Here is a 13,494-nt window from a genome sequence, read left to right as displayed (position 1 = left end):
TCATGCCATTTGACCGATGGTCTTGCGAAAACGCGCGAGCGAGAACGCGAACAGGACGGCGCCGATCAGCGCCATGGCCAGCAGCTGCACCCACACCACCTCGATGCCGGCACCGCGAAACAGGATGGCCTGGCCGAACTTCACGAACTGGGTGGTCGGCGCAGCGAGCATGAGGTCCTGCAGCCAGCCGGGCTGGCTCTCGCGCGGGGTGCTGCCGCCGGAAAGCATCTGCAGCGGCAGCAGCACCAGGATCACCAGCATGCCGAACTGGGGCATGTTGCGGGCGATGGTGGCCAGGAAGATCCCCATCGAGGTGGTGGCGAACAAGAGCAGCGCTGCGCCGAAGAAAAACAGCGGCAGCGAACCGGCCACAGGTACACCCAAGGCCCAGCGCACGACGAGGTTGAGTGACATCGCGGAAGCCAGCAGCACAACCAGCCCCATCGACCAGATCTTGGCGAGCATGATCTCGGCCGGCGTCACCGGCATCACCAGCAGGTGTTCGACCGTGCCGTGCTCGCGCTCGCGGATCAGCGCCGCGCCGGCCAGGACGATCGACAGCATGGTGATCTGGTTGATGATCTGCGACAGGCCGCCGAACCAGGATTTCTCCAGCGAGGGGTTGAAGCGGGCACGCAGTTCCAGGTTCACGGGCAGCGCTGTGCCGGCGCGGTAACGCTGCACGAATTCCTGCACCTCGCCCAGCACCACCTGCTGGATGAAGCCGCTGCCGGTGAAGGCCTGGCTCATGCGGGTGGCATCGGTATTGAGCTGGATCTGCGCATCGCGCCCGGCCAGCACGTCGCGCTGGAAATTGGGCGGGATGATCAGGGCGAAGGTGTAGGTGCCCGCGTCCATGCCCGGATCGACCTGCGCCTGGTCGATCAGGAAAGGCGGGGTGAAATGCGGCGGGTAGAACGCACTGGTGATGCGCTCGGAAAGCTGCGAGTGGTCCTCGTCGACGATGGCGATTGGCGCCTTGTGCAGGGTCTCGGGCATCGAGGAGGCCGCCGAATACACCGCAAAGGTGAACGTGAATACCGTCAGCACCAGCATGATCGGGTCGCGCCACAGGCTCCAAAGCTCCTTGACGCCCAGGCGATAGATGTTGGCCAAGGTCCGCCGCATGCTCAGGACTCCTGCTTCTTCAACAGCAGCACCGCTGCGCTGATGATCACCGGCACCGCCAGCAGCAGCGGCCAGAAGTTGGCCGTCAGGTCGTCGAAGCCGAGCGCCTTGTTGAAGACGCCGCGACTGATGGTGAACATGTGGCTGGCGGGATAGACCTCGCCGATGAAGCGTGCGCCGCCCTCGAGCGAGGACACCGGATCAAACAAGCCGCCAAACTGCGTCGTCGGAATCAGGGTTCCGACCAAGGCGAAGAACATCGCCGCGATCTGGCTGCGGGTCACCGCCGAGGCCAGCAGGCCCATGCCGGTCGAGATCAGGCAGAACAGCAGCGTGGCGACCGCCAACGCCAGGAAACTGCCCTTGATCGGCACGCCGAACACGGTCACTGCCATGAGGGTCATCAAGGCAAAGTTGATCATCGCCAGGGCCACATAGGGCAGCTGCTTGCCAAGCATGAACTCGGCGCGCGTCACCGGGGTGACGTACAGGTTGATGATCGAGCCCATTTCCTTCTCGCGCACCACCGCCAACGCCGCCAGCATGGCCGGCAGCATCATCAGCAGCAGCGGGATCACCGCCGGCACGATTGCCGGCAGGCTCTTGACGTCCGGGTTGTAGCGGAATCGGTTCTCCACCGAAACGCTGCCCGATGCGCTGCCTCCCTGCCTGCGGCTCGCCTGGTCGCTGAGCCAGTGCTGGTGCATGCCCTGGATGTAGCCGCGCACGGTCTCGGCCAGTTGCGGCATCGCGCCGTCGAACCAGGCGCCGATCGCGACCTCGCGCCCGTGCATCAGGTCGCGGCCAAACCCGGAGGGAATCTCGATGGCCAGCGACAGCTCGCCGCGGCGCATGCGCCGCTCGAGCTCGCCATAGTCGGCGATGGGGGCTTGCTCCAGGAAGTAGCGCGAGCCGCTGATGTCGAGCAGATAGCTGGTGCTGAGCGTGCTCTGGTCACGATCGAGCACGGCATAACGGATGCCGGTGACGTCGTTGCCGATGCCAAAACCCATCACGATCATCAGGATGATCGAGCCGACCAGGGCCAGCGTGGCGCGTACCGGATCGCGCTGGAGCTCCAGCGTTTCGCGCCACAGGTAGCTGTACAGGCGCTGCAGGCTGAAGCGCCTGCGCGCGTGCCGTGCCGCGTCCTGTAGCGGCGGGGCAGTTGCCGCGGCACCGATCTCGACCTCGCTGTGCGGCGCGCCACCGCCCGCTTCCACCAGATAACCGATGAAGGCCTCTTCCAGAGACGCCGCGCCGCGCTTTTCCACCAGCCGCGCCGGCACGTCGCTGTCCAGCACCTTGCCTGCGTGCATCATCGACATGCGATCGCAGCGCTCGGCCTCGTTCATGAAATGGGTGGAGATGAAGATGGTCACCTGATCACGCCGCGACAGTTCGACCAGCAACCGCCAGAACGTGTCGCGCGCCACCGGGTCCACGCCCGAGGTCGGCTCGTCCAGGATCAGCAGCTCGGGCTTGTGCACCATCGCCACCGCCAGCGACAGCCGCTGACGAATGCCCAGCGGCAACGATTCGGGCAGTTCGTCCAGCACCGGCCCGAGGCCAAAACGCTCGACCATCTCCGCCACGCGCGCCGGGATATCTGCCTCCGGCACGTCGAAAAGCCGCGCGTGCAGCACCAGGTTCTGCCGCACCGTCAGTTCGCTGTAGAGCGAGAAGGCCTGCGACATGTAGCCCACGCGCTTGCGGGTGGCGATGTCCTTGGGGTCTACCTCGCGACCGAACAGCCAGGCCTGCCCCTCGCTGGCCGGCAGCAGGCCGGTCAGCATCTTCATCGTGGTGGACTTGCCGCAGCCGTTGGAGCCGAGGAAGCCGAAGATCTCGCCACGGCGTATGCGAAAGCTCACGCGATCGACCGCAACGAAATCACCGAAGCGCATGGTCAGCTCCCGGGCTTCGATCGCGATATCGTCGGCCCCGGCCCGCAAGGGTGGAATCACCACCGGCGCGTGGCCGCGCTTTTTCTCCTCCGGCAGCAGGGCGATGAAGGCGGCTTCGAGCGCATCGCAACCGGTACGTTCGAGCAGTTCGGCCGGCGTCCCGGTGGCCAGCACCTGGCCGCCGTCCATCGCCACCAGCCAGTCGAAGCCCTGGGCTTCGTCCATGTAGGCGGTGGCCACGATCACGCTCATGTCGGGGCGACCGCGACGGATGCTGGCGATCAGGTCCCAGAACTGCGCGCGCGCCAGCGGGTCGACGCCGGTGGTTGGCTCGTCGAGGATCAGCAGGTCCGGATCATGAATCAAGGCACAGCAAAGGCCGAGCTTCTGTTTCATGCCACCGGACAGCTTGCCTGCCGGGCGAGCGAGGAATGGATGCAATCCCGTGGCGCGCGTCAGTTCGTCGATACGCCGGCGACGTTCGATCCTGTCGTGACCGAACAGGCGCGCGAAGAACTGCAGGTTTTCTTCCACCGACAGCGTGGGATACAGATTCTTGCCCAGCCCCTGCGGCATGTAGGCAATGCGCGGACCGACGATGTCGCGGTGTCGCTTGCTGGCCATGTCGCCACCCAGCACCTCGACGCGCCCTTCCTGCACCGCGCGCGCACCGGCCAACAGCGACAGCAGGCTGGACTTGCCCACGCCATCGGGGCCGATCAGCCCCACCATGCAGCCGGCGGGCAAGTCCAGCGTCACGCCCGCCAGCGCCTGCACCTTGCCATAGCGCAGGCGCAGCGCGTCCATGCGCACCACGGGGGCGCTGGCCAGCGCTGTCATGGCCGTGCCTTCAACGCCAGTCGGGCCGGCCACTCCTGTGTCGGATCAAGTCGAACCCAGGCCTCGCCGGGCAGGCCGGTCTTGACGTGCTCGAGGTGATCGAGCAGCAACTGCCGGTCGATCCGGGCACGCACGCGGAACATCAGCTTCTGGCGCTCGTTCGCCGTCTCCACCGTCTTGGGCGTGAACTGCGCCGCGCTGGCGATGAAGGAGATCGTGGCGGGAATCACGAAGTCCGGAGCGGCATCCAGCACCAGGCGCGCCTCCGCGCCAAGCGCCACCCGGCCGGCGGCCTCGGTGGGAAGGAAGAAGGTCATGTAGACATCGGAAACGTCGAGCATGTTCATCACGCGACCGCCGGCGCCAAGCACCTCGCCGGGCTGTGCCACGAGGAACTGCACGCGGCCGTCGCGCGGTGCCTTGAGCTGGCTGTCGTCGATCTCCGCCTGGATACGCTCCAGCGTGGCATCCAGCGCCTCGACCTGCGATTGCGCACTCACGACTTGCGCCTTGGCCGCGCCGATGGCGGCATCGGCCGATGTCACCTGCGCCTGCGCAGCGGCAACGGCAGCGACCGCGCTTTCCAGGCGGGTGCGGTCATCGTCCACCACCTGCACCGAGATGGCGCCACCCCGCACCAGAGTCTCCGAGCGCGTCAGGCGACGCTGCGCAGCGTTGCGCTCGGCGGTGGCCTGATGCGCCTGTGCCGCCAGTGCGGCCTTGTCGCTTTGGCGCATGGCCAACTGCGCCTCTGCTGCCGCCACGGCAGTGACGGCCTGCGCCCGTTGCGCCTGCGCCTCGCGCAATTGCGCCTCCAGCGTTTGCACCTGCATGGTCGCCAGCACCTGTCCGGCTTTCACGAACGCACCTTCCGTGACCAGGATCTGGTCCACGCGACCGGCCAGCTTGGTGGCGATGTCGAGTTCGGTGGCCTCGATGCGTCCGTTGCCCGAGGCGAAAGCCGAATGGTCGTCGGCAGCGGCAATTTGCCGCCACGCATACCATCCACCGAGCGCAAGCACGATCAGGGCGGCAGCAGGGATCAACTTGTTCTTGAGTCGGAAGTCCATGGCGATATGCACCTGAAAGAGTCAGTTGAGTATTCCGAATGGGATCTTGGGATCGACACCAGTGGCGCGGCGCGTTGCTCGCCCACCCACTTCGTCCGGCAACGTCACGGCACGGGACCATCGTCTTGCCGGATACCAATGGTTGGTTCGGAACATGCTCATTCGGGCATTCCACGAATGATTGCAGGGGATCGACCCACTCCGTCTCCGGTGCCGCCTGCAACTGCTGCGGAGTCCTTGGGTGGCGAACTTGTTGCCCATGAGCTTGGCCGCGATGGCACCGCTTGCTCGAATGGTCTCTTCCAATTCGACCTATGCGCGGTCTTGCAGCGAGCTGCACCAGCGCATTCTACCCCCTCGGAATGGTGCAGCGCACTATCAACCACTGGTCTCACACCGTGCGCCGCATTCACGCGCTGATTTCTCACGCCCGCGAACACCAGGAAGCATTTGCGGAATCTGCCCTTGACCCGCTGGGGCAAGAGTCATCGAACTCGCGGGGGTCACAGCCGCTTTCCGGGCACCCGGCGACACATCCCGTGAAACGGCAAGAACACACTCATCATCGGCGCGGCACCGTGGATTGGGCCGGCAACGGCTATTGCACTTGCCGAATCCGGTGCAACCGTCGTGCTCGCCGACACGGATATTCGGGCCGCGGAGGGCACCGGGCGACAACGGGTGGCAGCCGGCACCACGCCATCGCAGCAGGCGTTATCACCAGCGTGGCGGATGCGGCCGAGGCCATGGCCGCGTACGCGAGCCGATTCTTCTGTCCGGACCTCGTGTTGTCGAAGCCGGCATCGGGGCGCACATCGATATCCTCGCGCATGTCCAGCTCGTGCTCCGGCTGCGCTCCGGTGGCGTCGCGGATTCAACCAGAGCGCGCGGCATGGCGCGATTCGAGCACGCGGTCGACCTCGGCGAGGCCCAGGCCGCGCGCACGCAGCAGCACGAGCAGGTGAAACACGAGATCGGCGGCTTCGCCGAGCAGTTCCGCATCGTCGGCATCGACACCGGCGAGCGCGGTTTCCACGCCTTCCTCACCGACCTTCTGGGCGATGCGGCGCAGGCCCGACTCGAACAGTTTCGTCGAGTAGCTCCCGGATGGACGCTCGACGGCGCGGCGCGCGACCAGCGCATCGAGTTCGCCAAGGAAAGCGGCGGGCAACGCCACGTCGCCGAAGCAGCTCCGCGTGCCGGTGTGGCAGGTCGGGCCGTGCGGCACGGCATGCACGAGGATCGTGTCGGCATCGCAATCGAGATGCAGCGAAACAAGCTCAAGCACGTGGCCCGAGGTCTCGCCCTTCATCCACAGGCGTTGCCGGCTGCGACTGAAGAAGGTCACCTTGCCGCTCGCCTGCGTCGTCGCGAACGCCTCACGGTTCATCCAGCCGAGCATGAGCACGGTGCCGCGGTACGCATCCTGCACGATTGCAGGCAGCAGGCCGCCGCTCTTTTCCCAGTCGGGTTCGATACCTGCGCTCACTGACGCACCTCCACACCATGCGCGGCGAGATGCCGCTTGAGTTCCGGAATTGCGATCGCACCGGAATGAAACACGCTCGCCGCGAGCGCGGCATCGACGTCGACCTCGATGAAGGCGGCACGGAAGTGTTCCATCGAACCGGCCCCGCCCGAGGCGACCAGCGGCACCCGGCACAGCGCGCGCGCGGCACGCAGTTGTTCGAGATCGTAGCCCTCGCGCACGCCGTCGGCGTCGATGCAGTTGAGCACGATCTCGCCAGCACCGCGCCGCTGGACCTCGACGATCCAGTCGAGCGTGCGTCGTGGCAGCGCCTCGATGCGCGAAGGATCGCCGCTGTATCGACGCACGCGCCACTCGCCGTCGACGTCGCGGCGGCTGTCGATGCCGACCACCACGCACTGCACGCCAAAGGCCTCGGCGAGCGCATCGACCAGATCTGGGTTTTCCAGCGCCGGCGAGTTGATCGAGACCTTGTCGGCTCCGGCGTGCAGAACTTCACGTGCGCCGGCGACATCGCGGATGCCACCGGCGACGCAGAACGGGATATCGATGACGCGGGCGACGCGCTCGATCCAGGCACGTTCGACACGACGTCGCTCCGGGCTGGCCGTGATGTCGTAGAACACGAGTTCGTCGGCACCTTCGTCACGATAGCGCAGGGCCAGCTCGACGATATCGCCGACCACGACATGGTCGCGGAAACGCACGCCCTTGACGACCACTCCATCGCGCACGTCCAGGCACGGAATGATGCGTCGGCTCAGCATGTCAGTGCCTCGCTCAGGTCTACGCGGCCTTCGAGCAGGCAGCGGCCGAGGATGACCGCGGCGGCCGGCGTTGCCGCCAACGCACGGATGTCGCCGAGATCGCGCACGCCACCAGACGCCTGCACGTCCAGCGTCGGTACCAGCACACCGAGATGTGCATAGAGGGCGAGATTCGGCCCGGCCAGCATGCCGTCGCGGTCGATGTCGGTGCACAGCAGATGACGCGCGCCGGCCTCGGCGAAACGCGGCGCGAGCGCGTCGAGCGTGGCCGCAACCGGCTCGGTCCAGCCACTGGCCGACAATCGCCATGCGCCATCGACGAAGCGTGTGTCGAGGGCGACGACGATGCGCTCGGCGCCATGCCGAGCGATCCATTCGCCCACGCAGGCGGGGTCGCGCACGGCAACGCTGCCGACCACGACGCGCTGCACGCCTGCCTCGAACAGGCGGACCAGATCATCGGAGCCGCGTACGCCACCTCCGGCTTGGAGTGCGAATCCGAGTCGGGCCATCGCCTCGATCGTGCGCAGGTTGTCGAGCCGGCCGCTGCGCGCACCATCGAGATCGACGACATGCAGCCAGCGTGCGCCGGCATCACGATAGCGCCGGGCCTGCACCACGGCATCGACCGCGTAGTCGGTCTGGCGCGCGTAGTCACCCTGGCGCAGGCGCACGACGCGGCCTTCGCGCAGGTCGAGGGCGGGGATCGGCTCGAGGCTCATGTGGCAATGAAGTTGGCGAGCAGGCGTGCACCCAGCGCCGATGAACGCTCGGGGTGGAACTGCATGCCGGTGAAATTGCGCACGCGCACAATCGCCGCGAACGACTCGCCATGGTCGACGCGGGCCAGCGTGTGCGTATCGACGGCGGCGGCATAGCCGTGCACGAAATAGGCCCAGGCGTGTGCATCGATCCCGGCGAGCAAGGCGTCGCAACGTTCGATGGCGAGGCGATTCCAGCCCATGTGCGGCACGCGCCGGTGCTCGTCGCCGACGATGCGGCGCACCCGACCGGGAATGATGCCGAGGCATGGCGTATCGCCCTCCTCCGAATGCTCGAACAGCAATTGCATGCCGAGGCAGACACCCAGCACGGGCTGTGTGAGCCCGCGCAACACCTCGACCAGCCCGGCCTCGCGCAGGCGCGCCATGCCCGGTGCCGCCGCACCGACACCGGGCAGGATCACATGTGAGGCAGCGCGGATGCGTGCCGCATCGGCGCTCAGTTCGACACCGATCCCAAGACGTTCGAACGCATAGCGCAGCGAGCCGATATTGGTACCTCCGGCATCGACCAAGACCACTTCGCGCGTGCTCACAACATGCCCTTCGTGCTCGGCAGCTCGTCGCCCTGCACGGTGATGGCGGGGCGCAGTGCACGTGCGAAGGCCTTGAAGCAGGCTTCAATCATGTGATGTGCGTTGTCACCGCGCACCGAAAGGTGCAGGTTCGCACCAAGCGCTTCGCACAGCGAGCGAAAGAAGTGCGGCACCAGCTCGCTGGGCAGCGCGCCGACCTCGGCGCGTGGGAAGCTGCCCTCGAAGACGAGGTACGGTCGGCCCGACAGGTCGAGCACGGCACTGGCCAGACTCTCATCCATCGGCAGGGTGAAACCGTAGCGGCCGATGCCACGCTTGTCGCCGAGTGCTGCACGCAGCGCCTCACCAAGGGCGAGCGCGCTGTCCTCGACGGTGTGGTGCTCATCGACGTGGATGTCGCCGTCGCAGGTCAGCTCGAGGGCGAAGCCGGCGTGACGCGCGATCTGCTCGAGCATGTGGTCGAAGAACCCAAGGCCAGTGCGGATCGAGGCATGTACCGGCGCATCGAGGTCGACGCGGACATGGATCCGCGTCTCACCCGTCTGCCGCGTGAACACGCCGACGCGCGGCGTGGCGCAGAGCTGATGCGCGATCTCGGCCCAGGGCAGGCCTTGCGCCCCGCATCGAAACCCGCGAACGCCGAGATTGGCAGCAAAGGCCATGTCCGTGTCACGGTCACCGACCATCGCCGACCGCGTCCGCGACCAGTCGTCGCGGGCGAGCCAGTGGCGCACCAGTCCTGTGCCTGGCTTGCGTGTATCGCGACCCTCGTGGGCAAAGCTGCGATCGATCAGCACTTCCTGGAACACGATGCCCTGCGAAGCGAGTATGCGCAGCAGCAATGCGTGTGGCCCTTCGAAGTCAGCCTGTGCGAACGCCGGTGTACCGAGCCCGTCCTGGTTGGTCACCATGATCAGTTCGTAGCCGGATGCGACACACCGCTGCAGCGCGGCAACCACGCCCGGCAACAAGGCGAGTTTCTCGAACGCGTCGATCTGCTGGTCAGGCGGCTCCTCGATCAGGCAGCCGTCGCGGTCGAGGAACAGCAGCTTGCGCGCACTCATCGGCCGGATTCCATGCTGGCCAGCAGGTCGATCACGCGCGCGTTCTCGTCACGCTGGCCGATGCTGATGCGCAGGTAGCCAGCAAGCCGCACATGACGGCTGACATCGCGCACGACGACGCCGCCGGCAAGCAGGTGCCGGCATGCGGCGGCGCGATCCTTGAAGGCGACGCAGAGGAAATTCGCGCGCGATGGCAGTACCGCCTCCACCTGCGGCAGACGTGCGAGTTCGGCCGCCATGCGTTCGCGCTCGGCGGCGATCACTGCCACACGTTGCCGGGTCAGTTCACGGCCTTCGGTGCTCAGTGCCGCGAGCGCCGCGGCGGTGCTCGGCGTCGGCAATGGGTACGGCGGCATGATCCGCCGCAGCAGGCCAACGATCTCGGCGCTGGCCAGCAGGCAGCCGATGCGCGCGCCGGCCAGCGCCCAGGCCTTGGACAGGGTACGCAGCACGCACAGGTTTGCATGGCGCTGCAGGACACTCGCCGCGCTCGGCGCCGCAGCGAATTCGATGTATGCCTCGTCGACGACGACGAGTGCGCGCCCACGCAGAACCTCGGCGAGGCGTTCGATCGCGGCAAGCGGAGCCAGCCCGCCGGTCGGGTTGCCTGGCGAACACAGGAACACGAGGCGCGCCTGATCGGGCACCGTCGCGAGTGCACCGAAGTCGATCTCGAACGCCTCGTCGAGCGGCACCTCGAGCAGCGGCGCACCCTGCACCGCCGCACATACCGAATACATGCCGAAGGTCGGTGGACAGGTCACCACGGCATCGCGCCCAGGACGGCAGAACGCGCGCACGAGCAAGTCGATCATCTCGTCACTGCCACGACCAACCAGGATGCTATCCGTAGCGACGCCATGGAGTTCGGCAAGGCGCTCGACCAGGCTGCAAGGTTGCGGATCTGGATAGCGATTGAGCGGCGGATCCGTCACGACGCCGGACGGCGGCCACGGTGATTCGTTGGCGTTGAGCATGACCTCGCCACCGGTCGCCTCGATGCGCGCGGACGAGTACGGCTGCAGGGCGAGGATCTCGGGGCGGGCGAGTTCGAGCACGCTCATGCGACGGCATCCAATGCAGCCAGGCGCACGTCGACCGCCTGCGCATGCGCTTCAAGGCCTTCGGCCCGCGCCAATGTCGTCGTGCAGGCCCCGATCGCGCGCAGGCCATCGGCCGACAGTTCCTGCACGCTGACCTGCTTCTGGAAGCTCGCCACCGACAGGCCACTCCACGCACGCGCACTGCCGCTGGTCGGCAGCACATGGTTGGTACCGCTACAGTAGTCACCGACCGATTCGGGCGACCACGCGCCGAGGAAGATCGATCCGGCATGCTCGACCGCATCGAGCAGGGCGCGCGGGCGCGCGACATTGAGAATGAGATGTTCCGGAGCGTAGGCGTTGCTGAGCGCGACGGCCGCGTCGAGATCGTCGACGCGGATGATGCGCGCATGTTCGAGGGCGCTCGCGGCCAGCGCGGCACGCGGCAGCAGATCACACTGGCGTGCGACCTCGGCCTCGACCGCCGCCGCCAGCACGGTCGAGTCGGTCACGAGGATCACCTGCGAATCGCCGCCATGCTCAGCCTGGGCGAGCAGGTCGGCCGCAACGAAGCGCGGATCGGCCGCGGCATCGGCGATGACCAGCACTTCCGACGGCCCGGCCGGCATGTCGATCAGCGCGCCATCCGGGTCGGCAGCGACCTGGCGCTTGGCTTCCGTCACCCACGCATTGCCTGGGCCGAACAGTTTGTCGCAGCGCGATACCGAGCCCGCACCATAGGCCATCGCCGCGATCGCCTGCGCACCGCCGAGCTTGTGCACGCGGCGGATTCCGCACAGGCGCGCGGCATACAGCACGGCTTCGTCGCAGCGGCCATCAGCGCGTGGCGGCGTGCACAGCACGATGTTGCGGCAGCCGGCGAGTTCGGCCGGCACACCGAGCATCAGTGCGGTCGACGGCAACGGGGCGGCACCCGCCGGCACATAGCAGCCGACCCGCGCAATCGGGCGCAGCAAGCGTTCGCAGCGTACGCCCGGCGCGGTGTCGATAGCATACGGCTGCGGTGCGCCGGCGCGATGGAACATGGCGATGCGTTCCCGCGCATCGGCGATCGCCTGCCTGATGTCGGCGCCGAGCGCTGCCTCGGCAGCCTGGAACTCTTCGTCACTGACGCGATGATCGGCAAGTCGGCAACCGTCGAAGCGTTCGGTCAGTGCGAGCAATGTGGCATCACCGCCAGCGCGCACATCGGCGAGGATGCGCGCAACCGTCGCTCGCGTCTCCTCGGCCACACGCTGCACCGGCCGACGCAGTGCATCGGCCTGCGCATCAGCATCGAGCGCGTTCCAGTCAATGCGCTTCATGCCAGCATCTGCTCGACAGGCAGCACCAGCATCTGACGCGCACCGGCACGCTTCATGTCCTCCAGATGCTGCCAGGTGATCGCATCGGTGCATACGGCCTGCAGGGCGACGTCGTCATCGGAACCCTCGACCGGCACCACGGTCGGGCGCTGCCCGCGCGGCAGCAGGCGCGCGATCGCGTCGATTGCCGTGCGCGGCGCCTGCAGCATGACCAGTTTCGATACGCGCACCTGGATGACACCCTCGATGCGGCGCAGAAGCATGTCGACCAGTTCGCCGCGCTCGTCGGTCAGTCGTTGCGCGGCGCCGGCAAGCACGGCCTCCGATTCGAGCACGATGGCCACTTCCTTCAACTGGTTGGCCGCCAGCGTGGCTCCACTCGAAACGAGATCGCAGATGAGGTCGGCGGTACCGAGGCGCGGCGCGATCTCGACCGAACCGGACAGGGTGACGACCCTGGCCTCGACGCCGGCGCCACGCAACCACTCGCCGAGCAGGTTCGGATACGTGGTCGCGATGCGCAGGCCGGCGAGCTGGCCCGGTCCGCTGTAATCGAAATCGAGCGGCACCGCCAGCGCCAGCCGACACGGACCGAAACCGAGTGCGCGCAGCTCGCGCACCGCATCCTTGCCCTCGCCGACCTGCTCGGCCAGCACGTTGCGGCCGACGATGCCGAGATCGCAGACGCCATCGGCAATCATGCCGGGCACGTCGTCATCACGCACCAGCAGCAGATCCACCGGCAGCGTCTCGCCGAAACAGAACAGTTTGTCGCGGCTCTGCCGGAACTTGAGGCCACAGCGCGCGAGCAGGTCCAGCGACGGCTCACTGAGACGCCCCGACTTCTGCACGGCGATGCGCAAGCGGTCGCGAGTGCTCATGCGCGCGCCCCGGCAACGACGGCCTTCTTCGTGCGGCGTGGCGGTTTCGCCACGAGCGCGCCGCTGTCGAGAACGGCGCGGTAACCGCCGTTGCCTTGGTTGAGGAAGCGTGCGACGCGCCCGATCGTGGTGATGCTGACCGCAGTGCGCTCGTGGATCTCGCGGTACGGCATGCCGTCCAGCAGGTACGGCACGACCCGCCAGCGATCGACCAGCGCCTCGAGCTCGGCCGGCGTGCACAGGTCGCGCAGGAAGGCACGCATGCCCGCCACGTCGCCGATCGCCAGCAAGGCCCGGCACAGGCTCTCCTCCGCACGTGCGGTCGGCGTCTCGGCCTGCAGGGATTTCCGTTTCATCAATGTATTAACGCATTAGTACATTGGCGCGCACCATAGCCGAGGAGGTGCGTCGGCGCAAGCCTCCTGTGAAAGTCGAACATTCCCTGTCGAGCGAACATGGAATCCGTAGGGGCGCACCCTGTGCGCGATTGAGGCATCGCATCAAGGTAATCGCGCACGGGGTGCGCTCCTACGAAAGAATGTCAGCGGGCGCTTTTGCTTGGGCCTTTGCTCTTAGGGGCCCCTGCAGAAGCGCCGAGGAGCGGAGTCGACCACCAGGGAAAGGCAAACTGTTTGAGGCCATGGATGGCCGGGTTGTTTGCC

Annotated in this window: 12 protein-coding genes; all 12 read right to left on the bottom strand. The window is 66.9% G+C overall.

Annotation, left to right across the window (positions count from 1 at the left end):
• Nucleotides 1-1,128 carry an ABC transporter permease gene (locus KF907_RS11640; protein WP_291220560.1) on the bottom strand — a complete coding sequence of 376 codons (1,128 nt, stop codon included), beginning with the start codon at nt 1,126-1,128 and terminating at the stop codon, nt 1-3.
• A gap of 2 nt (nt 1,129-1,130) precedes the next feature.
• A complete protein-coding gene (gene rbbA, locus KF907_RS11635; protein WP_291220559.1) occupies nt 1,131-3,875 on the bottom strand; it encodes a ribosome-associated ATPase/putative transporter RbbA in 2,745 nt (914 codons plus the stop codon).
• The gene (locus tag KF907_RS11630; RefSeq protein WP_291220557.1) at nt 3,872-4,945 is read right to left on the bottom strand and encodes an HlyD family secretion protein; all 1,074 of its coding nucleotides are present in this window, start codon (nt 4,943-4,945) and stop codon (nt 3,872-3,874) included. Before KF907_RS11630 ends, rbbA begins: the two co-directional genes overlap by 4 nt.
• Before the next feature lie 874 nt (nt 4,946-5,819).
• Complete coding sequence (hisIE, locus tag KF907_RS11625; protein WP_291220555.1) at nt 5,820-6,434, bottom strand: bifunctional phosphoribosyl-AMP cyclohydrolase/phosphoribosyl-ATP diphosphatase HisIE; 615 nt, start codon at nt 6,432-6,434, stop codon at nt 5,820-5,822.
• Entirely contained in the window at nt 6,431-7,201 is a 771-nt protein-coding gene (gene hisF / locus KF907_RS11620) for an imidazole glycerol phosphate synthase subunit HisF (RefSeq protein WP_291220553.1), read from the bottom strand. Before hisF ends, hisIE begins: the two co-directional genes overlap by 4 nt.
• Nucleotides 7,195-7,923: a 1-(5-phosphoribosyl)-5-[(5-phosphoribosylamino)methylideneamino]imidazole-4-carboxamide isomerase gene (locus KF907_RS11615; protein ID WP_291220552.1), complete on the bottom strand. Its 729-nt coding sequence runs from the start codon at nt 7,921-7,923 to the stop codon at nt 7,195-7,197. Before KF907_RS11615 ends, hisF begins: the two co-directional genes overlap by 7 nt.
• Nucleotides 7,920-8,519, bottom strand: coding sequence for an imidazole glycerol phosphate synthase subunit HisH (gene hisH / locus KF907_RS11610; protein ID WP_291220549.1), 600 nt, complete (start codon nt 8,517-8,519; stop codon nt 7,920-7,922). The genes KF907_RS11615 and hisH overlap by 4 nt, the downstream gene beginning before the upstream one ends.
• Entirely contained in the window at nt 8,516-9,583 is a 1,068-nt protein-coding gene (gene hisB, locus KF907_RS11605; protein WP_291220547.1) for a bifunctional histidinol-phosphatase/imidazoleglycerol-phosphate dehydratase HisB, read from the bottom strand. Before hisB ends, hisH begins: the two co-directional genes overlap by 4 nt.
• A complete protein-coding gene (hisC, locus tag KF907_RS11600) occupies nt 9,580-10,647 on the bottom strand; it encodes a histidinol-phosphate transaminase (protein WP_291220545.1) in 1,068 nt (355 codons plus the stop codon). The genes hisB and hisC overlap by 4 nt, the downstream gene beginning before the upstream one ends.
• Entirely contained in the window at nt 10,644-11,951 is a 1,308-nt protein-coding gene (gene hisD, locus KF907_RS11595; RefSeq protein ID WP_291220544.1) for a histidinol dehydrogenase, read from the bottom strand. The genes hisC and hisD overlap by 4 nt, the downstream gene beginning before the upstream one ends.
• The gene (hisG, locus tag KF907_RS11590; RefSeq protein ID WP_291220542.1) at nt 11,948-12,832 is read right to left on the bottom strand and encodes an ATP phosphoribosyltransferase; all 885 of its coding nucleotides are present in this window, start codon (nt 12,830-12,832) and stop codon (nt 11,948-11,950) included. The genes hisD and hisG overlap by 4 nt, the downstream gene beginning before the upstream one ends.
• Nucleotides 12,829-13,188, bottom strand: a complete 360-nt coding sequence (locus KF907_RS11585; protein WP_291220541.1) for a YerC/YecD family TrpR-related protein — start codon at nt 13,186-13,188, stop codon at nt 12,829-12,831. The genes hisG and KF907_RS11585 overlap by 4 nt, the downstream gene beginning before the upstream one ends.
• Nucleotides 13,189-13,494 lie beyond the last annotated feature (306 nt).

Origin of the sequence: Dokdonella sp. (genome assembly GCF_019634775.1) — a bacterium.
GTDB lineage: Bacteria > Pseudomonadota > Gammaproteobacteria > Xanthomonadales > Rhodanobacteraceae > Dokdonella.
The sequence above is the reverse complement of the archived record's forward strand: the minus strand, read 5'-3'. Positions and strand labels throughout refer to the sequence as shown.

What these genes read in the sequence shown, in the direction of transcription:
- KF907_RS11640 (WP_291220560.1), bottom strand. Translation starts at nt 1,128, where the DNA reads ATGCGGCGGACCTTGGCCAACATCTATCGCCTGGGCGTCAAGGAGCTT.
- rbbA (WP_291220559.1), bottom strand. Translation starts at nt 3,875, where the DNA reads ATGACAGCGCTGGCCAGCGCCCCCGTGGTGCGCATGGACGCGCTGCGC.
- KF907_RS11585 (WP_291220541.1), bottom strand. Translation starts at nt 13,188, where the DNA reads ATGAAACGGAAATCCCTGCAGGCCGAGACGCCGACCGCACGTGCGGAG.
- hisD (WP_291220544.1), bottom strand. Translation starts at nt 11,951, where the DNA reads ATGAAGCGCATTGACTGGAACGCGCTCGATGCTGATGCGCAGGCCGAT.
- hisB (WP_291220547.1), bottom strand. Translation starts at nt 9,583, where the DNA reads ATGAGTGCGCGCAAGCTGCTGTTCCTCGACCGCGACGGCTGCCTGATC.
- KF907_RS11630 (WP_291220557.1), bottom strand. Translation starts at nt 4,945, where the DNA reads ATGGACTTCCGACTCAAGAACAAGTTGATCCCTGCTGCCGCCCTGATC.
- hisC (WP_291220545.1), bottom strand. Translation starts at nt 10,647, where the DNA reads ATGAGCGTGCTCGAACTCGCCCGCCCCGAGATCCTCGCCCTGCAGCCG.
- KF907_RS11615 (WP_291220552.1), bottom strand. Translation starts at nt 7,923, where the DNA reads ATGAGCCTCGAGCCGATCCCCGCCCTCGACCTGCGCGAAGGCCGCGTC.
- hisF (WP_291220553.1), bottom strand. Translation starts at nt 7,201, where the DNA reads ATGCTGAGCCGACGCATCATTCCGTGCCTGGACGTGCGCGATGGAGTG.
- hisG (WP_291220542.1), bottom strand. Translation starts at nt 12,832, where the DNA reads ATGAGCACTCGCGACCGCTTGCGCATCGCCGTGCAGAAGTCGGGGCGT.